Below are 24,141 nucleotides of genomic sequence, written 5' to 3' on the forward strand. Positions count from 1 at the left end.
ACCGGAGCAAACAGCTGAATAGAGAATTAATATTGACATATCCAGAACTACCACCTAACATTGGTTTGTTAGTTAGGGCAAAAAACTAACCAAATTCAGCCATTACCAGATAATCATAAGCTGAAAAGGAGCGTGCCATGAATGAGCTGCAAGGTGTTTTGGAATCATTAAGCCTGGAGGAGAAGATCGCCCAGATGTTTCTCCATGATTTTGTGGGGAAGGACGATCTTACCCCTGAATTGATCGAAAAGGCGGAAAAGGGTCTGCTTGGGGGAGTGATATTTTTCTCCGGAGCTAATGTGGATAATATCGAGCAGCTCCATACCCTCTCTCAGAAAATCCAGGATCACGGATCACGGAGTCACCATAAAATTCCTCTTTTTATTACCCTCGATCAGGAGGGGGGCCAGCTTTCCGCACTCTACCGGGGCGTTACCATATTTCCCGGCAATATGGCCCTGGGATTTGCCGATCATTCTGAGCTTGCAGCCCGGGCGGCAAGCCAGATCGGGAAAGAACTGAAGTATGCGGGTATCAATATCAATTTTGCCCCGGTCCTGGATGTGAGCTACGATTCCCGGAACGGAGTTCCTGTGGTGGACAATCGGATGTTTTCCTCAGATCCCCGGGTGGTATCGGATATGGGGTCAGGTTTTGTATCGGGTATTCGGGAAGCAGGAATTATGGCCTGTGCCAAACATTTCCCCGGGCAGCGACTCACCGAGCGGGATACCCATCATGCTCTTGACCGGATCGACTACAGCATGGAGCGTCTGGAGTCCGTTGAACTGGCGCCCTTTAAACGGGCGATTTCTGAGGGACTGGATGCAATAATGACTCATCATGCAATATATGAGAGTTTTGAAGATCTGCCGGCAACCTTGAGTCCCGCCGTTCATTCATATATCAGAAATACCTTGGGCTTCCAGGGATTGGTGATCAGTGACGATCTCATTATGAAGGCCATCATGAATATGTACAGCAAGGAAGAAGCAGCGATTCTGGCGGTGAATGCAGGTGTCGACCTTGTTATTTTTACCGGGGCCGGAGAGTGGTTCATACCCGCCATCGCAGCCGCCGTGGAGGAAGGAAGAATTCCCATGGAGCGGATAGATGAGTCGGTGGGACGAATTCTGGAAAAGAAATTTCAGTTTGATATCGGCCGGGTCGGAGAAACCAAAGAGTTCAGTAAGGAAGAAGGGGATAAAATCAGCCTGGAATTGTCCAGGGAAGCTCTGGTGAAATATCATGATCCCATGAATATGTTCCCCGTTACCCCCGGTCCGAAGGAGCGGATTTCGGTGGTGCTTGCCAACCCCGCCCGTCTTGTGATGTCCGATACGGTCAATTTCTACGATATTTCCCTGAAACAGGCTATTGAATCCGCAGGAATCCTCCCCTATGTGAAGGAGGTGATTATGCCGTGGAACCCCACCGAGGAGGAGATCCTTTCCTGTTTCGACATCGGCTTCGTCTCGGATGTGCTCATTTTCACCACCGTGAACGCTTATCGCTTTGACCGTCAGCTGGAGGTGCTTAAGCAGATATCCCAGGTGGCCCGAAATCGGGAAAACCGCAAGCCACGGATAATTTCCCTAGCCACCAGAAGCCCCGACGATGCCCCCCTTCTAAAACCCTATTCCGATGCAGTAATCGTTACCGGCGGGCTGACCCCCCATATCATCACCGCTCTTACCGAGGCAATTTTCCAGACCGGCTATTTCAGTGAGAAGGAGAGCAAGAAAATATGAGCTCAGAACAAAAATTCGCGGAACACTGGAGAATGGAAGATGGAAGGTTTATCCTCACTTCACCACTGCGATACCGCCCCTGGTATAATTTTATTTCCAACGGAGAGTACGGCCTGAAAATCAGTCATGTGGGAGACGGCTTTGCCACCACTCTCACCGAACCCCGGGTGGTGGTTACCAATTATGACTTTTTCACCCCCAACAGGGGCCGCTTTGTATATGTCCGCGACCATGAGGGGGTGTGGAATCCGAGCCTTTACCCCACGGCCAATCCTCTGGATGAATACCGTTGTGTCCATCAACCGGGAATGACTTCGCTAGGGGGAACCAGGGATTCCCTCTCCGTGGAGAGCAGCCATTTTCTTCCTTCAGAGGGGCGTTATGAAATCTGGAGCATTCGGGCGGAGAACCTCTCTCCGAAGGCGAAATCTTTTCAGCTTTTCACCCTGGCGGAATTTCTTCTCTACGATACCCATGGCGTAGATCCCGTGTACTTCAGCTGGTTCACCAATTCCCGCTACCGAAGCGATATCCATCAGCTTGAGTTTTTCCGCACCGATGCCAAACCCGTATTCGGGTTCTGCCGCACGGATGTTCCCCCCCGGGCATTTGAATCGAGTCTGGTTGAATTCACCGGGGAGGGAGATTACCGGGATCCCGAGGCTATCAGAAAGGGTCTTCTGGGGAACAATCCCTCGGCAGGTGATCCGTATGCCGCATCGTTCCAGTATGACCTTCGCCTGGAAGGCGGTGAATCACAGGTGATCAACATTTTCCTCGGCCAGGGGGAGGGGGCTGCAGAGGAATCGCGTAAAACCTTTCCCGATGCCGATTCGGTGCAGCGTCGGGCACTGGCCGTTCCCGGCGAATGGAAGGAGAAACTCCACCGGAAGGAGTGGCTGCAGGTGGTCGAACCCCGGCTTCGCTCATATGTATCCAGCTTTCTTCCCTACCAGATCATCCAACAGTCTCAGGGGATGGTGCGCTCAACATTCCGGGGATACCGGGATGTAGCCCAGGATGCCATGGGCTTGAGTTTCTTTGATCCCGGGGGCTCAGCGGATCTGATCCGAACCCTCTGCAGCAAAATGATGGATAACGGCCGATGTCTCCGACAGTGGAATACCGGCGGGGGAATGAACGACGAGAGAGATTTTCGGGATCTCCCCTTGTGGCTGCCCCCGGCGGTTCAGCGCTACCTTGATCAGGGTGGCGATGGGACCTTCCTGCTGGAGGAGCATGGGTTTTTCCAGAGCGAGGAACGGGCAAGCATCTGGGAACATATGCTCAGGGGGCTTTCATATGTCCTCAACTACGGCCCCCATGGCCTGCTTGAAATCGGGGTGGGAGATTGGAACGACGCCCTCAGCGGTATGGGCCTCCGGGGTGAGAGCCTCTGGCTCAACGAGATGGCGTATTATGCCATTTCCATTCTCCAGGACCTGGGGGAACGCTACGGGCTGGAGCTGGACTTTGACGCTGAGAAGGAAAAGGACACTCTCTATGAAGGGGTTGTGAATAATTGGACCGGGGAATGGTTCCTTCGGGGATACCATGAGAACGGCAGTGCCGTGGGAGGGGAAGAACGGATATTCCTCCTCCCCCAGGCCTGGTTTACCATCAGCGGCATGGGTGAACGGGATCCGGAAAAAGCCTCCCTGGCACTGGATGGCATGCTCTCCCGCTTGGCGAACGACAACGGCTTGCTCATCTGCCATCCGGGATTTGAAGAATACGATCCGGATGTGGGAAATCTCAGCTGTCTGGCACCGGGGGTGGGGGAAAACTATGCAGTGTATAATCATGCTTCCGCGTTTGCCGTGTACGCCCTGCTGAAGGCAGGCCGCAGTGAAGGGGCACTGGAATATCTTTCTCGGCTTCTGCCCTTCCGAAAGGATCCGGCAAAAACCAAGGCCGAACCCTATGTTTTAGTGAATTATTATAACGGCGGGTATTATGCTGCAAAAGACGGGCAGGGAGGCATCCCCTGGCTTACCGGTACGGTGAACTGGCTTGCACTTTCCCTGTTTGATCATATCTTCCCTGGAAACATCCGGATATGATGCTCCCTGGTCGGCTCGAATCGTATCTTTATTCAGACGAGCCGGGCTGAATCCCCTTTATTGTAAAAAATATACAGTTGTCTCTTGATTTTATACAGCTCTGTTGGGTAGCATGAAGAATAGTTTGTAAAAGGGAGGCAGCATGAAAAAGATTTTTGCCATACTCATGCTCATCAGTATTTCAACTGCAGTATTTGCAGCAGGTTCAGCAGAGGGTGTAGAGGCCATTCAGCAGCGGGGTACGCTGATTCTGGGCACCAGCGCCGATTACGCTCCATACGAGTTTCATACCATTATTGACGGCAAGGACACCATTGTGGGATTCGACATCGAGATTGCCAAGGTGATTGCAGCGGATCTGGGAGTGGAGCTGGAAATCCAGGATATCGGCTTTGACGGTCTTCTTCAGGCTCTGAATAGCGGTAAGGTGGATATGGTAATCGCCGGTATGACTCCCACGGAAGAGCGGAAAAAAAGCGTGGACTTTTCCGACGTATACTACATCGCCCAGCAGGCGGTGATGGTTCGGTCGGAGGATGCGGATACCTATACCAGTATCGATGCCCTGGCAGGAGAACCTGTGGGTGCGCAGCTTTCTTCCATTCAGGAGGGGCTGGTGCAGGATGAAATGACCGAATCCCGTCTTGTAGCCCTGGGGAAAATTCCCGATCTGGTTCTGGAGCTGAAGAATGAAAAGGTTGAAGCCCTGGTGGTTGAGCTTCCTGTTGCCAATGGCTATGTCCAGGCCAACGATGATCTGGCGATTTCTCCCATTCAGATAGGGGATGTTGAAGGCGGTTCAGCGGTTGCCGTACGAAAGGGCTCGGAGGAACTGCTCGCCAGTATCAATGAAACCCTTCAACGGCTCATGTCAGATGGATCTATTGACCGTTTTGTTGCAGAAGCCAATGAGCTGAATGTTACAAACTGACACGTTGTATTTTTTGGAAATGTCTGACGGGCATAATTATGATGCGCCCCTGCTGAGTACAGGCAGGGGCATTTTTATTTTCCGGCAAATGGGAGGGCGGATATGGATTTCAGCTTTCTAAGGGAGTATTGGAGCTACTTTGCCTTCGGTACGGTAAATACGGTGGTTCTTGCCCTTTTCACTGTGCTGCTGGGTACAGTCATGGGGCTGCTTATTTCATTGCTGCGGCTGAATAAAAATCCCCTTGTATCGTTTCCCGCCAAGGCCTACATCAACGTTATCCGGGGAACCCCCGTACTGGTGCAGATTTTTATCATCTACTACGGGTTACCCATCAATATTCCCCAGACCATGCTTTTGGGGGTGGATCTCTCACGCTTCATTCCCGGGATTATCGCCCTGTCCATCAATTCAAGTGCATACGTTGCAGAGATCATCCGGGCGGGGATTCAGGCGGTGGACAAAGGGCAGATGGAAGCCTCCCGCAGCCTGGGCTTTAATCACCGGGAGAGCATGCGTCTGGTAATTCTTCCCCAGGCGGTGAAAAATATTCTTCCTGCCTTGGGAAATGAGTTTGTGGTGGTGATCAAGGAATCATCCATTGTATCCGTCATTGGAATTTCCGAGCTGATGTACAATGCGGGAATTGTCAGGGGGGCGACGTACCGTCCCATGGAACCGCTGATTATTGCGGCGGTAATCTATTTTCTCCTGACGTCAACTATATCCCGGCTTTTGGGGAATGCGGAAAGGAGGCTGAGAAGCGGTGATTAACGTAGAAGGACTTCATAAAAAATTCGGTGAGCTTCATGTCCTCAAAGGTCTGGATGTTGAGGTGCAGACCGGCGAGGTGGTGGTGGTGATCGGACCGTCGGGTTCGGGAAAGAGTACCTTTCTACGCTGTCTGAATCTTCTGGAGGCTCCCACCCAGGGGCGAATACTCTTTGAAGGGGTGGATATAACCTCAGGCACCAACGACATTAATCAGCAGCGTCAGAAAATGGGAATGGTGTTTCAGAATTTCAATCTATTTCCACATCTGGATGTGATGGGTAATATCACTCTTGCTCCCATCCGTCTGAAAGGGCTGAGCAGGGAAGCAGCCCAGGAACGGGGAATGGAGCTTTTACAACGGGTTGGTCTTGAGGATAAAGCCCACGAGTATCCCTCCAGGCTTTCCGGGGGACAAAAGCAGCGTATTGCCATTGTCCGGGCCTTGGCAATGAATCCCGATGTGATGCTTTTTGATGAACCCACCAGCGCCCTTGATCCTGAAATGGTGGGGGAGGTGCTGGATGTTATGCGGCTCCTTGCCACCGAAGGAATGACCATGGTGGTTGTGAGTCACGAAATGGGCTTTGCCAGAGAGGTGGGTAACCGGATTCTTTTTATGGATGAAGGGGAAATTCTGGAGGAAAATCCTCCATCCAGACTTTTTGCACATCCGACCCATCCCCGGCTTCAGGACTTTCTCTCCAAGGTTCTGTAGAACCTCCGGGAATCTCCCCCGGGCGCCGGGAATTTCACCCCCCCCGGCTTGCTCCCGCCTGCTCCATAGGCTACCATGAAAGCATGGCAGAGCGGGAACGGCCTCTCAGAGGCATGGAAATAATTCACGATTCACGGAGCAATAAGGGTACCGGCTTCACCAGGGAGGAACGGCGCAACCTGGGCTTGAGGGGGCTCCTTCCCTACCAGATATCTTCCCAGGAGCTTCAAGCCAAACGGGTTATGGAGAATTTCCGGAGAAAAGAAAACAACATGGAGCGCTATATTTTCCTGCGCTCCCTGGAAGAGCGGAATGAGCGTCTGTTCTTCCGGGTTCTCATGGATAATATCCGTGAGCTCATGCCCATCGTGTACACTCCCACCGTGGGGCAGGCATGCCAGCAATTCGCCAACATTTTCCGGCACGCCAAGGGTTTTTACATCTCTCCCGAGGACAGGGGACATATCCGGGATATCCTCAACAACTGGCCGGTGGAGGATGTGCGGATTATCGTGGTAACCGACGGTGAGCGGATTCTGGGGTTGGGCGATCTGGGGGCCAACGGTATGGGCATTCCCATCGGCAAGCTGTCCCTATACACCGCAGCCGGAGGTATCGACCCCCGACGCTGCATGCCGGTGATGCTGGATGTGGGAACCGATAACACCCAGCTTCTCAACGATCCCCTCTACATGGGCTGGCCCCACACAAGACTGCGGGGCAGGGAATACCAGAGCCTGGTGGAGGAGTTTGTCTTTTCCGTACAGGATAAATACCCGAAAGCCCTTATTCAATTCGAAGATTTTGCAACCCCCAACGCCTACCATCATCTGAAGCGGTTCCGGGAGGCGGTGCTTTCGTTTAATGATGATATCCAGGGCACCGCGGCGGTGGCAGTGGCAGGTTTGAAGGCCGCCCTCCGTATTAGCGCTACGCCCCTTGAAGAGCTCAGGGTGATATTTCTTGGAGCCGGTTCAGCCGCCACGGGCATAGCCCATCTGCTCACCCGTGCGCTCATGGAAGCGGGTTTGAGTGAAGGGGATGCCAGGAAACAGGTTCGGTTCGTGGATGAGCACGGACTGCTCATCAGTTCACGGAAAGACCTCACCCCTCAGAATATCGAGTATTCGGTGGATTCTGAAGCCCGGGATTTTGTTTCGGCAATCAGGGAGTTCCGGCCCCATGCATTAATCGGGGCAACCGGCGTACCCGGCACCTTCAGCCGCGAAGTAGTGGAGAGTATGGCGGCGGTCCAGGAGCATCCCGTCATTTTTGCCCTCTCCAATCCCACCGAGCGGGCGGAATGCAGCGCCGCTCAGGCCTATGAATGGTCCGGGGGACGGGCGGTGTTCGCATCGGGAAGTCCCTTCGCACCCGTTGACTATAATGGGAGGCACTTCGAGCCTGCCCAGGGGAATAACGTGTACATATTTCCCGGGGTGGGGCTTGGAGCCATATCGGTTGCCGCAAGCCGGATCAGCGACAGCATGTTTCTCGCCGCCGCCGATGCCCTTGCGGCCCGGGTGAAGGGTGAACTGCTGGAACGGGGCTCCATATTTCCGCCCCTCACCGATCTGCGGAATATCAGCCTGGACATCGCCGAAGCGGTTGCGTTAAAAGCCTATGAGCAGAATCTGGCCCGGTACCCCCATCCGGATGATCTGCGGGCCATGATACAGCAGCTCATGTACAACCCGGCATATTGATTTCTGCTTTCATAATTTCTTTAAAGAGGCCATAATAGGGGAAAGAGGGAATAATATGTCTATGCGATGGAAAACCATTCTGGCCGTGGCGACGGTATCTTATATAAGCACCTTTTTGCAGTGGAACTTCAGCATTTTTTACGTTCAGCGGGACTGGAGTCTCTATTTTCATCAATTCGGCAGTTTTATGCTCATCGTGACCGCATTGGTTGTGCTTGCCTCCATTGGACTCTTTATTGCAATGGCGGGAATTTCGGGCGTTGAGAGAAGATTGAAGCGTGGAGATACCCTGGAACCCTGGGAGGAATCCCGGCTGGAGCTGCAGCTCAAGCGGGTTCCCGCCATTCTCGTGGGGGTGAATATCGTGGGTTTTCTTTTCGGTCCATCCGCCCAGTATGCGGTTCGGGTCTCCTCCCTTGGGAATCCCTTTTTTAGCTTTGATCTTCTTACCATTCTGGTGTACTCCGCTTCGTTTGGCTTTTACGCACTCTTTGTGGAACTGCGCCTGTTTGAACGCTACAGTCTGGGCCTCTACCGGCTGCGGGGCAGAACCCATCTTCAGGGGCACCGGAAAAATGCCTGGGAGAAACGCCAGTTCATGATGGCCATGACAATTATTGTGTTCGCTACTGGACTGCTCCTTTCCTCGGCAATGGGGTATTTGGAAGAGGAGCTGCTTGCGCCTGCTCATGCTGATGCGGGATCCGCAGCAACTGCGGTTGCCGACTACCGGATGGAACTCTGGGAGCAGGCCCTGGAAGGAAATGCCCCGGATTTGAGCATCAACAGCCCACAGCTGCGGCCCCGGCTTACGGAATTTTTCGGTAAGATGTTTCTCCTGGCGGGAATTATCACCGCCATGTCTGCCCTGGCTGTATTTATTGAATCCCGGCCGTATTCAAGCCGCCTCACACTCCTTGAGCAGGGGATTGGTGAGCTCTCCCGGGGACGGGCGGAGAGCCGGCAAAAACTGATTGTAACCGACGACGATGAACTGGGGCTGGTTATCAGTCATATGAATTCCTTTATCGACAGCCAGGCTGCCCTTTTCTCCACCATTGGCAGTTCGGTGCGGGACGCAGGGGAGCTTTCCTCCCGGCTTGATCAGATCAGTTCAACTGCCGAACGGCTGGGAGAGAATATCGGGCATGGCATCAGACAGATTCAGGAACATGCCGGTCTGCAGCATACCGCCCTTGAACAGGCAGACACGGACGTTCAGAAGCTTATTGAAAATATCCGCACCTCATCCGCTAATCTGGAAAAGCAGAATCAGGCAGTGGAAGCCAGTTCCTCCTCGGTTGAACAGCTCATAGCCAATATCGCATCGGTAAGCAAAAATGCCCGGGAGACTGCCGAGAGCACCCAAATCCTGGAGGGGAAGGCTTCGGCCGGTGAAAAGGATATGAATGAACTGATCCAGGGTATTGAAAATATCGACCAGGCGGCGGAAGAGGTCAGCAGGAGCATCGGCCAGATTGCGAAGATCGCCGCCCAGACCAATCTACTGGCCATGAATGCTGCCATCGAAGCGGCCCATGCCGGAGATGTGGGCAGCGGTTTTGCGGTTGTGGCCACGGAGGTGCGCGCTCTGGCGGGGGATGCTTCCAAGACAGCGACAGATATCACCCAGCTCATAAAATCCATGAATAGTTATAGCAGTCAGGGGCTGGAAAGCGGCAGACGGGCCATGGAAAGTTTCCATGAGATCAGTTCCGCTGTGAAAATCAATGCCCGGCTGAATGAAGAAATTTCCCAGGCAATGGTTGAGCAGGAACAGGGCAACAAAGATATTCAGGAAGCGGTATCCACCCTTCTGGATCTGAGCCGGCAGGCAGCGGAGCTGACCCGCAACCAGGCCGGTGAAAGCACCCAAGTTCAAAACCGAATGCAGGAACTGGATGCCGCCGCCGCAGATATCCGGCAGGTGGTGGAGGGCAACCTCCAGTCTCTAAAAGATGTTGAGCGCTTTGTTGAGCATCTCAAGCAGCTGATTCATGAAAATAATCAAATTGTTACCCGTTTAAGTGCCGCCAACTCCAATCAGGAGGCCTGATTTCCCGGTTATGGGAGTATGAAACCCTACTCACATAACACGGCGGGAACATTCCGCCATTTTTCCCGGTCTCTGCCGAGCATGCTGCTTTTGTGCTCGCTTTGTATTTGCCTGGTTTTCCCTCCCCTTGCCTGTACGCCTGAGCGGATTCTTCATCCGCTGGATGAAGATGGTCCGCCCGTGTCAGCGGATTCCGATCCAACAGGCACCCACTCTTCTTTGCTGCAGATCCTCTATTTTGCATGGGCGGATAACGGCGATTACCAGGCCGTGCTTGCCGACCTGGATGAAATGTATTCCGCTGCCCGGAAATCTCTTTCCGGCTTCGGAGATCTGAGAGTCGCCTATGCCTGCGGGGATAGAACCGGTCACGAAAAGCTACCCGAGGGCTTGAGTGTATTTGGGCAGGGGGAGTGGAAGCAGGAGACGTTCCCCGGATGGGAGCAGGCCCAATGCCCCGGGGATGCCCTGGCTGCAGCCCTTGATTGGTGCGGCATGGCAGGGACGGAAGAAGAGCAGCTACGGGTGCTCGTGGTAGCGGGAGAGTCGGGGCTTCCGTATCGGGGAATTCTCTATGACCGTCTGGAAGGCCGATATTTGGATGCTCCCAAATTTGCCGCCCTGCTGGGTGAAAAGGCTCGGGCCGTTGACCTCGTCTGTTTCGATTCCGGCTTCAGTTCCTCTATTGAATTGAGCTATGAAATCTATTCCGCCTGGCCCGAAGGGGGGAGGCCCGTTCCCCGGCTTCTGGGCATGTCCGGCCAATTTCCCCTTGAAGGAAGGGATTATTTCCGGGTGCTGGAGCTCCTGGAAGCCGAGTTTGCAGGTAGGGACAGGGTGCCGGATCTTTCATCTCTGGCGTCCTGTTTCGCCGATGCTGTAGACCATGGTTCGCTACAGCCGGGGAACAGCTCGGTGCTCCTTTCCCCCGCAGCCTGGGAGCTGCTGCTGCCGGAAATCAACCGTCTCTGCGGGGAAGTTTGCATCAGGCTGAATAACTCCCAGTTGAGGGAAGCATACCGGGAGGAGCTCATGCAATCCTCCAGTTGGTACACAACCCCGGGAGATCTCCGCATCTCACCCCGAAGCCTCCTGGAGGGAGTTGGAGAGAGTCTGTTCATTCCAGAGGGAGCTTCACCGGATCTGCGTCTGGAGGGAACGGCGCTCCTTGAATCTCTGAGAAGCTCATTGGACAGCGCAATGGATGTGCTCATACAGAATACCTATGCTCCTCAGGCGGTTGACCCGGTACATATGCTTCTGGTTCCTCTCTTCAGCAACGGTACTGCAGATCCCCGCTTTCCTCTGGAGTACAGCAGTGAAGATATGGGCTACTGTCCAGGCCGGTTGGGATTCTGCAGAGACAGCTTGTGGGCTCCCGGAAGCGATCCTTCCCTCCAGGACAGGCTCTGGTTCGACCTTATTGAATAGCCCGCCGGCCTGCCGTATACTCAGGGGTAATGCAACATGACGCCCGGGAAGAATCCCACAGCGAAATTCGCCGACTCGTAAGCATGCTGGGAGCCGACCCAGGTTTTTTCATGCTCAGCCTCCACTCGTATGCTGAAAAGGTGATGAATCAGCGCCTGGGACTGGATGAACCCCCACAGGCCGGGGGAGGGGAACGGCGGACTCCCGAGAGTTACAGCTTTGCCGAGAAAATCGGAATGTACCGCCAGTATTTGCTGAGCACAGGCGGTGATAGCCGGGCGCTGAGGCTCAGGGGGATCAGTAGGCTATCCCAGATGGAGGCCAGTCACAAGCTGCTCCAGGGGGTGCTTCGCAGATTTCAGGAAGTGAGTATCGATGAAGCCAAGGCGGAAACCTGGTCGTTTCTGGAATTCTGCCGACTCAGCGGAATTGAGAGTACACAGCTGCAGAAGATCAGGGATAACCTGGATATTTGGGAAACCCGTCAATCTGCGGAAGCGGAATTCAATGAACTTCGGAAAGCCCGCCTTGCCCTTCAGATGAAGGACATGGAGATTAAAGATCTTCGGCGCAGAGCGGATCAGACGGAAGCCTCCGGTTCCGGGGGCAATGAAGGGGGGGAATTTGAATGGCTGAACAGCTATCGGGATGAGCTGCTCCGTCTTTCAATTTTTACCCGTACCAGACGGGATTTCGAACAGAGCATTGTCCGACTCAGCCGTGAGCAGCGGGAGGCGGCGGCGGATATTGCCCGGGAGCATCAGCTTCTCATTAGGGGTCCGGCAGGGAGCGGAAAAACCGTGGTGCTCCTGGAGAGTCTTCGGCAGCAGGCCGCCCAGAACACCCTGGGATTCGAAGAGGAGCCCCGGCTGGGGTTGTTCACATTTGCCCGAACGCTGGTGAAGTACGACAAATATATCAGTGAAATTCTGGGAATTCAGTCTGAGCACATGCATATTCAAACCGCAGACAGCTATATTGCGGGACACCTGAGGAAGCTTCAGCCCGGTGCGGAGATCCGCTACGGCCGCTTTCTCCCGGATGCGCTGGATGTTCTTATCTCATCGCTGGAAGATGAGGCCTATGGTGAACTGTTTGCAATCCTGAATCAGCGTCAAATTGCCTTTGAAATAAATGAGGTGATCTGGGGATATGCCCTGAGCCGGGAAGAATATGTGGATGATATGTACTCCAGGAGAGGGCTTCCGGGGAAGCTTGATGGTTTTCACCGCTCCCTGTTGTGGCGGATCCAGGAGAAGCTGGGGGAACAGCTGGAAGAACAGCAGCTGTACACCCGGAATCTTGCCGCCCTGGTGCTCTCCTCCGCTCTTCCTTCGCCGGACAGTCCGGGATCTTCAGAATCCCCGGCCCCCGCTGAGGCGGAAACGGGTAAAGGGAAGATTTCCCGCTTTCATACCCTCTATATTGATGAAGTTCAGGATCTTCCTCCGGTGGTGCTCCGGTTTTTCCGGGGGATCACTGCCCGGATGATCATGGCAGGCGATGACCGTCAAAGCATCTATGGGCTGCAATCACCCTTTGCCAGGGCAGGGATCGATATCAGGGGTAAAAGCCGTTACCTTTCCCTGAATTTGCGTAACAGCCTTCCCATACAGGAATTTGCAGAGCTGTATATGGAGCTTTCCGGGTTTCAACGGCCTGATTCCGGAGATAACGAAGCAGCTGGGGAACAAACGCCTCCAGGATTCCGTGAAGGCCCTCCTCCGGTAATTCACCGTTTTGAGGATGAGCTTCGGATAACCGGTGCTCTGGCCGAGCGGATCCGTCTGTATGTGGATTTTCTCGGCTATGAACCAAGCAATATCTGTATTCTTGTCCCCGATCGCAGGCGTCTGGATCAGCTTCGTAAAGACCTGCCTGATATGACAGGTCTTGAGCTTCAATCGATCCGGGATCCTGACTTTGAATTCGGGGAGTTGCCGGACCCGGGACAGGTTCCCGCCTCCGCCCTCCGGATCTCCCCCATTCACTCGGCAAAAGGACTGGATTTTCCCGTTGTGCTGTTTCATCTTCCCACATTAAGCACCGCCGAAATGCTGAGCAGGGAACATGAACTGAGGCAGAAGCGGAATCTGATCTATGTGGGAATTACCAGAGCCATGGATCACCTGGAAGTGTTTACCACCCGCTCATTTCTCGAATCTCCTGAGGCGGAGCCCCTGAGCCGGGCCTGGGAGAGCCTCATCCGTGGACGAAAAAGATCTTCTCAGGATCAACATAGCGGCTCAGCTGATCGGTCATGAACTCCCTTACTTCCCGGATAAAGTCGGGAGCGTAGCTCACAAGATCCCCGCTTTTCCGAAAGTTCCCGTACAGCACGGTGGAATCAGGGCGTACGCTTCGGATCCGCTTGAGAAAATCCCTGTTCATTCTGAATACTCCGAAACTCACCTCCTGTACCCTACCTGGAGGGATTCGCCGGAAGGTTTCTTCGATCATCTCCCCATAGAGCTTCCGCCAGTTCGCCACTTCCAGAACGGGATCGAATGTAAGCTTTAACGGCCAGCCGTCTTGCGCAGCACGTGATGCGGCGAACAGACGGTTCCGGAAACTTGCCGTTCCCCGCTCATGATCCCTGCTCACCGCTTCGGGACTCAGACTCCATACAAGGAAACTGTTAGGGGAGGGTTCCAGGTCTGCGATTGCCTGGTAATAATCGCTTTTGGTGCGAATCTCCAGTGCGAAATCTTCCCGTCCCCGGGCGAACTCAAGCCACTCCCGTGCGTAGGGGTACAGGGGTTCGAAAGCAAGAATCTCGCTGAGATATGAAATGCTCATATATACCGGGCCCTCATCCAACTGGCGCTCTGCAGCCCGGATAAAATCCTGATTGTTTACAAACATAACGCTGTGGGCGGAGCCATGCATGCCTTGCAGAAAGCAGTAATCGCAATTGTAGACGCAATTGCGCACCAGGGCATTGTAGAATAGGCCGCTTTGCTTCCAGGAGTTAATACGCTCATTACCTTCATACAGAAAGTGCTCCCTTTCCCGGGCAAGGATGAGAGCGGGCTGGTTTTTCTGTACCCGAAAACTCTGCCGCGGGCGGTTAAACACATCTTTGTAATGATTCACCGGGATAATCCGTGGGCTTTGCCCCGAATCGTACAGTCGCTGGAGTACCCCTGTGCTCAGGGGTGAGTCCAGGATATCCCGTTCAACATAGACGTGGCTGAACTGATGTACCGAACTTAGCATGGGTTTATGCCTCCCCCGCCGGGTTTCGTTCCAGATCGCTGATGTTGTCTAGGTAGGTCATGAAGCCGTGGAGTGCAGGATACAGCAGATGCTTACCCATCCGGGGGTTCAGAACTAAACAATGAAGCTGATGGGGTGCGCAAAAGGGGGTGAAACAGCGGTAAAACTCCCTGAGAAACAGCTTTTCCTCCGGTTCACCGGGAGCTGCTGTCTGATGCCCTGCCTCCTGCTGAGTTTCTTTCTGTTGCACTGCTTCCTGATGCCCTGCTTTCTGTTGCACTGCTTCCTGATGCCCTGCTGCACCCCCGGAATCTATGTCCCTGGGGATACGCAGGTCCAGGGTCATCTCTTCCAACCCGTGATTCAACACAATATCCGGGTAATACTCTCCTCCGGGAAGGACCACTCTATTGACTATAGCCGCGGGAACCGGAATATCCGGGCTATGTGCCAGGGCGGCAAAGAGATCGGTCTGCCGGGTGCTCTCTCCCGGTGCTGTGCGGCCGGCAATGTATGCCATTCTCCTGGCTGTCTCAATATCCGGCTCGCCGGCTCCATTTTCTGATATGTCTGATTGGCCATGGGTTGATAATCCCGGGTTGCCGGGAGGCCGGGAACCGCTGCCCCGGGGCTGTAGCTCCCAGTAATACATGCCCGGCTTGCTTCCCGGGGGAGTGGAGGCGTAACTCCAGCCGAAGGGAATGTGTCCTCCAGATATCAGCCCCAGGGCGGATTTTATTCTCAGGGGCTCTGGGGAAGGGGCGTTTTCGCCATCAGCGGGGACAGGCCTTTGTACCCGGGAGGGGGCTTTGCTGCCGAGTTGAAGAATGTGGATCATCATTCCGGGGGACAAGGAGGGGAATCCTCCAGGCTGTACAAAAGAATCCCTGTGAGATCCGGATCATCCCCGCCATCCAGGGCAGTGGTTTCAACCCATGCGAAGCGGTTTTCGAATGCTTTGGCCCGGGTTTTCCCGATCCCCGAAGGGAGGGGGAAGCGGACGGGAACGTAATGCTCTCCCAATCCTCTGGCCTGATATTCTGTTGTACCGTCAGCATGTTTCACGGTCTTCACCCGCTCCACCAAAACCCGCTGGCGGCTCCCCACCAGGGTTTGACGGTACGCCCGTTTCGCCTTCTCCGCTTCCACCCGAAGCAGTTGGGAACGGCGGTTCTTTTCGTTTTCCGGAACCTGATCCTCCATGCGTGCAGCCCGGGTTCCTTCCCGAACCGAGTATTTGAATGCGTGCACATGACCGAAACCTATGGAGGTCACCGCGTCCAGACTTTCCTGGAACTCATCTCCCCCCTCACCGGGAAAGCCGATAATAATATCGGTGGTGATATTAAAGTCCGGGCGCTGTTTCTTCAGCCTGGAGGCAATACGCCGGTACTCTTCATAGCTGTACTGTCTTCGCATTTTCAGAAGAATCTTTTCCGATCCGCTTTGAAGACAGAGGTGAAGATGGGGGCACATTCGGGGGTGATTCATCAGTTCGAGGAATTGGTTATCCAGCTGATCCGGTTCGATACTGGAGATGCGCAGACGGTAGTCCCCGTTCAGCTCCAGCAGCCCCTGGATAATATCGGCAAAGACAAGATCACCGTGACGGTAGCGGCTCATATTCACCCCGGTAAGCACCAGTTCATGGTATCCGTCATCGATCATCTTTTGGGCGGAGCTGAAAATATCCTCAGGAGAACGGCTCACCGCCCGCCCTCTCACAAAGGGAATGATGCAGAAGGTGCAGAAATTGTCACAGCCGTCCTGAATCTTCACCATCCCCCGGGTCCGGAAAACCCGGCTGGATGCATCGTACTGGAAACGGTCCCCCTTAAGGGATTCGGGATGAAGGATTTCGCCCTTTCTGTGTGCGTCCACCAGCTCGAAAATTGAGTTTTTTCTGTCGTTGTCAACCACAAAACTGCGGCCGTCTTTTTCCAGCTCATCCCGGTGGCTGTCCACAAAACATCCGGTGACCACCACCATTCCCGAATCCTCGGCTTCTGCGGCTTCCGGAAGATCGATGTGGGCGGTTTTTCCGTTCAGCCGTAATGCTTTGTTGATGGTATTCCGGGTTTTCCTGTCCGCTTTGTTGGTGACCGTACAGCTGTTTACGATGCTCACATCCGCATTGCGGGAAAAGGGAACCACCTTCCAACCTTCCCTGATAAAACGTGCCGCCAGAGCATCGGTTTCGTACTGGTTCAGTTTGCAGCCCAGGGTATTGAAGGATACGGTAGGTGTACCCCCCTCGCTGGAGGTGATTGAGCTGTTGCGGGCTGCGGGGGGTAAATCTGCGTGCTCTAGATCAGGCATGGAGAACCTCCCCGGAGCTGAGCACTTCACTCAATTCCCCTTCAAGGCTCAATTCGCTTGCAGAACTGATGTTCACCTGTACAAACTCACCAATGAGGGTGTCATTATCATGGAGAAAACGCACCGGAAGTTTTCCCTCGCTTCGTCCCGCAAGGTAGCGGCCGCTTCTGTCCCGTCCCTCAACCAGAACTCTCAGCTTCCGGCCCACCAGGCTTTGATTGTAGCTCAGGCTGGATTTCTGGAGTTCTTCGCTGAGTATATGCAGCCTTCGTTTTTTTTCATCCTGGGGGATGTCGTCATCCCATCGGCTGGATGCGGCCCCGGGTCTGGGACTGTACATGGCAACAAATGCCATATTGTATTGAAATTCCTCCATGGCGCGTCGGGTCCGCTGAAACTGCTCTTCGGTCTCACCGGTGAACCCCACAATGATATCGGTAAAGAGGGTGGCCTCAGGCAGGATCTCCCGAATATTATCTACAATTTCACGGTATCGCTGCAGGCTGTGGTTCCGGTTCATTTTTATGAGCAGTTTATCGTCCCCCGACTGGAGGGGTAAATGGATCTGTTTGGCCAGACAGCGGTATTGGGCGATAATTTCCAGAAGGTCCCGGGTCATATCCCGGGGATGGGGTGAGGTGAAATATACGAGAAAATCGTCTTCCTTCCCCATGCTGCGTCCCAGTTCGCCGATTCGGCGCATAAGTTCCGGGAAGCGGATCTCATCCCGCTCTTTGTCCAGACCGTAGGAGTTCACATTCTGTCCCAGCAGGGTGATGCTTTTGTACCCCCGCTTCAGAAGATCTTCCACTTCCGCAAGGATTTCTCCGCTCGGGCGGGATACTTCCCGTCCTCGGGTATAGGGAACTGCACAGAAGGTGCAGAATTTATCGCAGCCGTTTTGGATGGGTATGAAGGCCTCGAAGGGAGAGCGATAATGGGGTTTGATATGCCAGAACCCGCTCATGGGATCAGGAGTCTGAGAACCCTTGACATCGGGAATAATGCTGCGGCGAATCTCTCCTCCACCGCCCCGTTTCTTAACTTCATCCTGCATGGCCCGGATGGCAGAAAGGGTGTTCTCCCTGCGGGTCTCATCTCCATAGAGAGCATTTCGATGGTTCAGAGATTCCCCTGATGGGAGCTTCGCCGTGCTGTTCCGGTGTTCAGCAAGTTTCAGGGCAGGGCTTTCTTTGGGATCTTTCAGCCACATGGGCCCCACCGGTCGACCCCCGGAAGCTCCGGGAGCCCGGGGGGCGGGTGCGAGATCCATATCGTTTGCAAACTGACCGCCGGAAAACGGGGTGGTAATTCCGTACTGGCTGATCATTTCGGGAAGATCGGGCAGTTCATTGATGCTGAACAGAAGATCGAAACGGTCCAGAAATTTCTCCCGGTCAGCGGGGAGAATGCAGCCTGAAACGAAGGTGAGCAGGCTTCTTTGGTTCTTCCACTTATTCCACTGATGGATTTTTGAATAGACCTTATCGATGGCTTTCTGCCGAACGGAACAGGCTACAATACCCAGAAGTTCGGCTTCCTCCTCCCGGGGTGTCTCTTTGTATCCCATGGCCTCGATCACCGCCTGAATCCGTTCTGTGTCGGACTGGTTCATTTGACAACCCAGATGTATTATATGGTACTTCATATTTTGTTCCTTATTCAGCTGATTCCGTCGTCCTTGAGGCCGCCGGGGTATCTGTATTTCCCTGGATTCGACTTTTTCCCTGAAACTGTTTTCCCTGCAGCCGTTTTCCTGGTCACAGGGCGCTGAGCAGATTCCCGCTCAGAAATACACTTCTGCAAACATCCGTTCCCGGGGAATTCCCTGTTCCGAGAGGATATCATACGCTTCGTAGATCATATCGCAGTTGCCGCAAAGGTACACGCTTGCATTGCTGTCCACAGGATTGGCTCTCAAAAAATCGGTCACCCGGCCGTGAAAATCGCCCCCTTCTTCCCGGGAGACGCAGCGAACCACCCGGGAAGAATCATATTGATCCAGCTCGTAGCCTTCCTTCAGGCGGCGCACCCCGTGGAGGAGGGTATAGTCCAATCCACTGTATGAATTGCAGAAGCTGTGAAAGGGGCTTATTCCTGTTCCGGTACCGATGAAATACAGCTTGTCTTCCCGGCGGGACTCGTCTATGAGGAAAAAGCCGAAGGGGCCTTCCACATAGAGCTCATCACCGGGTGTGAGCTGTTTCAGTTTCCGGGAAACATCTCCTCCCTCCACTTCCTTGACCAGAATTTCCAGGTAGTCGGCTTCTCTGGGAGAATATATCGAATACTCCCGCATATGGATATCACCCTTGAGTCCCACGCTCACATACTGACCGGGTTGAAAATCCATTCCCAGGCGGTCGAATCGGAGGACATAACTCTCTTCGGTGAGGTTTCGTACTTCCTGTACGCTGTGATGAACCCTGGTTCGGGTAGAAATCTTTGACATGCATGCCTCTTTTGCCGTTTTGTTACATCAAATACCGAAAATTCCGCCGGGAAACCGGATACGTTGGTCAATTTTGCTGAGTAGACTAACTTATTAGGAGGCAGGATTATAGAGTAGATAAGTGAAAACATCAAGATTATCGCTGTATGCATCCCACGCATCAGCTTGACAGCTCACGGGACTGCTCTTATTCTGTTAAGATCATAGAGATTGTTTCAAAATACCATTTTCAAAGAATCTCTATATGAGTTCGAAATCAGTAACCCGGAAGTATCCGAAGCTGCTGATTTCCATGGGCTTTGGCAATTTTAGTGGCAGGAATATCTGAAGTTGCCTCCTCCAGAATAAATAATGCAGCAAATAGAATAATGTAAGTCTAGGAATATTCATGCCAAAAAAAGTAACCATCCACGATGTGGCCCGGCACGCCGGCGTATCCCACACAACTGTGAGCTGGGCAATTCATGACGACCCAAGGATTACGGTTGAAACCAAACAGAAGGTACTGAAATCTGTGGAAGCCCTGGATTATTTTCCGGCATTTCTGGGGCGCAGTCTGGTCGGCGGGCATACCAAAACCATTGCGGTGGTGGCTGCAAGTTTTTCCACCCTTTTTGAGATGGAATTGATACGGGGTGTGGAGGAGGCTCTTGAAGCCGGGGGTGATGAGTACACTATTCAGCTGTATTCCTCCAACAGAGATAAAAACAGTAGAATGAAGACCTTTCAAAAGATTCTTCAGGGAAGAAGAGCGGATGCGGTTATTACGGTAAACCTGCGGCCGGGTCATACCTTTATTGAAGAATTCAGGGACAGCGGTGTTTCCCTGGTGCTTGTTGAAGATCTGTTTGAAAATGTAAGCAGCGTCTATTGTGACAGCACCATCGGTGCCAGAAAGGCGGTTGAGCATCTCATAGACCGTGGCTGCAAAAAACCCGGACTCCTGGTGGGGTACCATAATGATCCTCTCGGCAGCCTCTCTCCCAAAGCCCGCTATGACACATATATTCAGGTAATGAATGAGCGGGAAATAGCGGTGGACGAGAAAGCCATTGTGGAAATTCCCTCCTACCACCCCGAAGAAGCGATCATGACATTCAGACGGTTCATGGACGCAGGCTGTGACGGCATATTCTGCGCCGCAGGGGATCTGGTTGCCCTGGGGCTGCTGAAGGCTGCCAGACAGCAAAATATCAGCATTCCAGACGATATGCGGATCGTGGGCTACGACGATGTCACCTTCTCAAGCCTTACCAATCCCGCACTTACCACCATCCATCAGCCCCTGGGCAAAATGGGGGCAACCGCCTACGAGCTGTGCGTCCGGGGAATTGCGGCGGAAAAAGAACACAGCTGGTTCGCTGAAACCGTTCGGCTGGAACCGGAACTGATTATCCGTGAGTCCAGTTAAGAATCCCCGCACGGCAGCCTCGAATTCTCCCCGCAGAATGTCGGGCGTTCAGATCCGGTACGCGGGTGCGCGGTTCATACTGGCCTTGGAAAGAAAAATCTAGTAGCTTAGAAACTCAGAACGATTCGCGAAATCCTGGAAACAGATTGGAGTATATATATGTCAGACAGCTTTACCATACCTGAAGAGCAGTTGAAGAAACGTACCGATCCACGGCAATCCGGCAGAAAGCAATCCGGCAGAAAGCAGACCGGCGGAAAGCAATCCGGCGGAAACAGGCCGGTGACCCGCAAACCTGAATGGCTGAAAATTCAGCTGAATACCAACGACAACTTTAAAGATCTCAAAAAGATGGTAAAAGAAGAGCGTCTGCATACTGTGTGTGAGGAAGCCCGCTGTCCCAATATTCACGAATGCTGGGGGAAGCACAAAACCGCAACCTTTATGATTCTGGGAGATACATGTACCCGGCGCTGCAGATTCTGTGCGGTGAAGACCGGACTTCCCGGAGCGGTGGATCATGGCGAGCCGGCACGGGTGGCAGATTCGGTTGCCAAACTGCAGCTGGCCCATGTGGTAATTACCATGGTAACCCGGGACGATTTGAAGGATGGCGGCGCCGCCATTGTGGCCAAGACCGTTCAGGAGATCCGGAAGGCTGCACCGGACTGCGGAGTGGAGCTTCTCACGTCAGATCTTATGGCGGATCCGGAAAGCATCGCCGCCGTACTTGAGAGCAAACCGGATATTATGAGCCATAACCTGGAGACCGTTGAGCGTCTTACACCCATTGTCCGCTCCCGTTCATATTATCAGCGGAGCCTGAAAATGCTGAATATGAGCAAAGAGCTGGCACCGGATATTGTAACCAAATCCAGCCTTATGCTTGGGCTTGGGGAAACCCGGGATGAGATTCTTATGGCCATGGATGATTTGCTAGCCCAGGGTGTGTCAATGATGAATTTGGGGCAGTATCTGCAGCCCAGCCGGAACCACCAGGCTGTGCAGAAATACTGGACCCCCGAAGAATTCGCAGAGCTCAAGGAACGTGCTTTGGAGAAGGGCTTCGATTTTGTTGAAGCAGGTCCTCTGGTCCGCTCCAGCTACCATGCCGGAGAGCAGTATGAAAACTACCGGAAGAAGATTCACCCCCTTTACAGGAAGTAATATTCCGGTATCAGCCGATTTCCAGCATTCGTTCCACCGCTCTGCGGCCCCGGCGGATAATATCCTCATCCACCTCCACCTTGTGAACCATGTTTTCCAGTGAGTAGAGGATTTTATCCAAAGTTATCTTCTTCATATGGGGACAGGTTTGACAGGTGCTGATAAAATTCTTTTTCGGAAATACCGATCGAAGATTATCTCCCATGCTGCACTCGGTTATGAGCATTACATTCTGTTTTCCGCTTTCGGCGATTACCCGCTCCATCTGGCTGGTGCTTCCCGCAAAATCTGAAGCTCCGGTCACATCGGTATCGCATTCGGGGTGACTGATCACCACCAGATCCTCGAACTGGGCCCGGGCCGCATCTATATCGCTCTTGGTAAATTGTTCGTGAACCATGCATGTACCTTTTTCCCAGCTGATAATCCGCTTATCGGTCTGAAGAGCCACGTTTTTCGCCAGATATGCATCGGGAAGGAAAAGTACTGCATCGCTTTCCAGGGAGTTCACCACTTTTGCCGCATTGGCGCTGGTACAGCAGATATCCGTTTCCGCCTTTACCGCTGCCGAACAGTTCACATAGGTTACAACCGGTACTCCCGGGTGCTCCTTCTTCAGCATCCGCACATCTTCGGCGGTGATGCTCTCAGCCAGGGAGCAGCCTGCTTCCATATCCGCAATGAGTACGGTTTTTTCCGGGCTCATAATTTTGGCGGTTTCCGCCATGAAATGGACGCCGTTAAAAAGAATGATATCTGCAGATGTTCGGGCGGCCTCCCGGGCAAGCCCCAGACTGTCACCGATAATGTCGGAGACTCCGTAGAAGACGTCAGGGGTCATATAATTGTGGCCCAGTACCACCACATTCATTTCGTTTTTCAGGGCACGGATCTTCGCGATCTTTTCCATGGCTTCGTCAAGCTCATGGGGCAAAACAGAGACCTCAAGCTTGGAGCGTACCTCGTCCAGTGTTTTTGCAATTTCCATGGCAAGAAGATACTAAAGGGCGTGAATTAAAGCAAGAAGGGACGGGCATCAGCCCAGGTCGGCAGCAGTGGTGGTGCGGTTTCGTCCGCCCCGTTTGGACTCATAGAGGGCCTTGTCTGCTTTCTGGATAAAAACCTGGGTATTTAAATCCACATAGGGGTCAAATTCCGCAAGACCCATGGATATGGTTACCGAGCACTGCTCCTTTTCATAGGTGAAGACCGCATCCGCCACCGCTTTGCGTATCCGTTCAGCAATAGCCAGGGCAGTGCTGCGGTCCGCATCGGGCAGGAGCACAACAAACTCTTCACCCCCATAGCGGGCGGCCATATCGGTCTGGCGTACATTATCCAGGATAATCCGGCTGACCCCGATGATCACCTCGTCTCCAACAACATGTCCGTACTGATCGTTCAGAGTCTTAAAATGATCGATATCCATCATTATCAGACTCATGGTTTTTCGATTTCGCCTACTGAGAGCGATTTGACTGCTCAGGGTATCCAGGAAAAAATGTCTGAGTTTCAGACGGGTCATTACATCGGTTGTGGTGATTTCATAGAGAAATGCGTTATGCACTGCAATTCCCGCAAGAATGGCGATGTTTTCCACATAGTCCCTGTCCTCGGACGGGATCGCCGTCTCCTGTATCGGATCACCCAGTACCAGAATCCCGTTAATTACATCCTTGGCCCGCAGGGGGATAATCAAAACCGGCTGCAGTTGGGATACGGGCTCCAGGGGCTCTTCCCCCAGTGCTGAGCGTAAATCTTCCAGAGTCTGGCTTTTGGGATGGTCATGAAGATAATCCAGGAGTGGATTCCCTTCATGGATTACGTACTGTTGATGGGCATGCATATCAAAACCCACCTGGCTTCTGTGGAGTACCAGATCCTGGCTGCCGATATCTTTCCGGGCAAAAAGGCCCGCTTTCAGAACTTTCAGCTGTCCCATGCAGATATACAGTATGGATTGTATCAGAGCATTATAATCCAGGTTTGAGTTGAGACTTTTACTGATTTCAATGAGCTGAGTGAGGTCGAAAATCTTCTTTTCATACATTTCGATCTGTTGCTCGGTTTCTTTTCCCTGGATCATAGCTGTCTAAAAGTATAGTAATAAATGGAATTGGTGTATATGCGAAGTGGAGAAATCCAG

General features: G+C 53.2%; 18 protein-coding genes. 11 read left to right on the top strand and 7 right to left on the bottom strand.

Going from position 1 to position 24,141, the window contains the following annotated elements:
* Positions 1-137 precede the first annotated feature (137 nt).
* The 9 genes from AC52PS_RS01000 (at position 138) to AC52PS_RS01040 (ending at position 13,691) form a co-directional block, all read left to right on the top strand.
* Complete coding sequence (locus tag AC52PS_RS01000; protein WP_495561160.1) at positions 138-1,751, top strand: glycoside hydrolase family 3 protein; 1,614 nt, start codon at positions 138-140, stop codon at positions 1,749-1,751.
* Positions 1,748-3,814 (top strand): GH36-type glycosyl hydrolase domain-containing protein, encoded by a 2,067-nt coding sequence (locus tag AC52PS_RS01005; protein WP_495561161.1) that lies wholly within the window; start codon positions 1,748-1,750, stop codon positions 3,812-3,814. Before AC52PS_RS01000 ends, AC52PS_RS01005 begins: the two co-directional genes overlap by 4 nt.
* 142 nt (positions 3,815-3,956) lie before the next feature.
* A complete protein-coding gene (locus AC52PS_RS01010; RefSeq protein ID WP_495561162.1) occupies positions 3,957-4,745 on the top strand; it encodes an ABC transporter substrate-binding protein in 789 nt (262 codons plus the stop codon).
* Between the two features lie 102 nt (positions 4,746-4,847).
* On the top strand, positions 4,848-5,519 hold the full coding sequence (locus AC52PS_RS01015; RefSeq protein ID WP_495561163.1) for an amino acid ABC transporter permease: 672 nt from the start codon (positions 4,848-4,850) through the stop codon (positions 5,517-5,519).
* On the top strand, positions 5,512-6,234 hold the full coding sequence (locus AC52PS_RS01020; RefSeq protein WP_495561164.1) for an amino acid ABC transporter ATP-binding protein: 723 nt from the start codon (positions 5,512-5,514) through the stop codon (positions 6,232-6,234). Before AC52PS_RS01015 ends, AC52PS_RS01020 begins: the two co-directional genes overlap by 8 nt.
* Before the next feature lie 83 nt (positions 6,235-6,317).
* On the top strand, positions 6,318-7,940 hold the full coding sequence (locus AC52PS_RS01025) for an NAD-dependent malic enzyme (protein ID WP_495561165.1): 1,623 nt from the start codon (positions 6,318-6,320) through the stop codon (positions 7,938-7,940).
* A gap of 61 nt (positions 7,941-8,001) precedes the next feature.
* Positions 8,002-9,996: a methyl-accepting chemotaxis protein gene (locus AC52PS_RS01030; RefSeq protein ID WP_495561166.1), complete on the top strand. Its 1,995-nt coding sequence runs from the start codon at positions 8,002-8,004 to the stop codon at positions 9,994-9,996.
* 18 nt (positions 9,997-10,014) lie between these two features.
* Positions 10,015-11,427 (top strand): hypothetical protein, encoded by a 1,413-nt coding sequence (locus tag AC52PS_RS01035; RefSeq protein ID WP_495561167.1) that lies wholly within the window; start codon positions 10,015-10,017, stop codon positions 11,425-11,427.
* Between the two features lie 29 nt (positions 11,428-11,456).
* Positions 11,457-13,691 carry a UvrD-helicase domain-containing protein gene (locus AC52PS_RS01040; protein ID WP_495561168.1) on the top strand — a complete coding sequence of 745 codons (2,235 nt, stop codon included), beginning with the start codon at positions 11,457-11,459 and terminating at the stop codon, positions 13,689-13,691.
* On the opposite strand, the gene AC52PS_RS01045 is transcribed toward AC52PS_RS01040, so the two are convergent.
* The 5 genes from AC52PS_RS01045 to AC52PS_RS01065 all read right to left on the bottom strand — a co-directional run bounded on the left by AC52PS_RS01045 (position 13,630) and on the right by AC52PS_RS01065 (position 19,417).
* A complete protein-coding gene (locus tag AC52PS_RS01045; RefSeq protein WP_495561169.1) occupies positions 13,630-14,646 on the bottom strand; it encodes an SPL family radical SAM protein in 1,017 nt (338 codons plus the stop codon). The two genes, AC52PS_RS01040 and AC52PS_RS01045, sit on opposite strands and share 62 nt — an antisense overlap.
* 4 nt (positions 14,647-14,650) lie before the next feature.
* Positions 14,651-15,499 carry a hypothetical protein gene (locus AC52PS_RS01050; protein ID WP_495561170.1) on the bottom strand — a complete coding sequence of 283 codons (849 nt, stop codon included), beginning with the start codon at positions 15,497-15,499 and terminating at the stop codon, positions 14,651-14,653.
* Positions 15,484-16,965: a tRNA (N(6)-L-threonylcarbamoyladenosine(37)-C(2))-methylthiotransferase MtaB gene (mtaB, locus tag AC52PS_RS01055; RefSeq protein WP_495561171.1), complete on the bottom strand. Its 1,482-nt coding sequence runs from the start codon at positions 16,963-16,965 to the stop codon at positions 15,484-15,486. Before mtaB ends, AC52PS_RS01050 begins: the two co-directional genes overlap by 16 nt.
* Positions 16,958-18,613 (bottom strand): MiaB/RimO family radical SAM methylthiotransferase, encoded by a 1,656-nt coding sequence (locus AC52PS_RS01060; RefSeq protein WP_495561172.1) that lies wholly within the window; start codon positions 18,611-18,613, stop codon positions 16,958-16,960. The genes mtaB and AC52PS_RS01060 overlap by 8 nt, the downstream gene beginning before the upstream one ends.
* 138 nt (positions 18,614-18,751) lie before the next feature.
* Positions 18,752-19,417 carry a ferredoxin--NADP reductase gene (locus AC52PS_RS01065; protein WP_495561173.1) on the bottom strand — a complete coding sequence of 222 codons (666 nt, stop codon included), beginning with the start codon at positions 19,415-19,417 and terminating at the stop codon, positions 18,752-18,754.
* Positions 19,418-19,805: 388 nt separating this feature from the next.
* Between AC52PS_RS01065 and AC52PS_RS01070 the strand changes: the two genes are divergently transcribed.
* Together AC52PS_RS01070 and lipA are read left to right on the top strand one after the other, a co-directional pair.
* A complete protein-coding gene (locus AC52PS_RS01070) occupies positions 19,806-20,828 on the top strand; it encodes a LacI family DNA-binding transcriptional regulator (protein ID WP_495561174.1) in 1,023 nt (340 codons plus the stop codon).
* A 159-nt stretch (positions 20,829-20,987) separates the two neighbouring features.
* Complete coding sequence (gene lipA / locus AC52PS_RS01075) at positions 20,988-21,995, top strand: lipoyl synthase (RefSeq protein ID WP_495561175.1); 1,008 nt, start codon at positions 20,988-20,990, stop codon at positions 21,993-21,995.
* Positions 21,996-22,005: 10 nt separating this feature from the next.
* Here the strand turns inward: lipA and nadA are convergent, their stop codons facing one another.
* Together nadA and dgcA are read right to left on the bottom strand one after the other, a co-directional pair.
* Positions 22,006-22,983 carry a quinolinate synthase NadA gene (nadA, locus tag AC52PS_RS01080; protein WP_495561176.1) on the bottom strand — a complete coding sequence of 326 codons (978 nt, stop codon included), beginning with the start codon at positions 22,981-22,983 and terminating at the stop codon, positions 22,006-22,008.
* A 48-nt stretch (positions 22,984-23,031) separates the two neighbouring features.
* The gene (dgcA, locus tag AC52PS_RS01085) at positions 23,032-24,081 is read right to left on the bottom strand and encodes a diguanylate cyclase DgcA (protein ID WP_495561177.1); all 1,050 of its coding nucleotides are present in this window, start codon (positions 24,079-24,081) and stop codon (positions 23,032-23,034) included.
* Between the last annotated feature and the right edge of the window lie 60 nt (positions 24,082-24,141).

Source organism: Salinispira sp. (assembly GCF_059431795.1).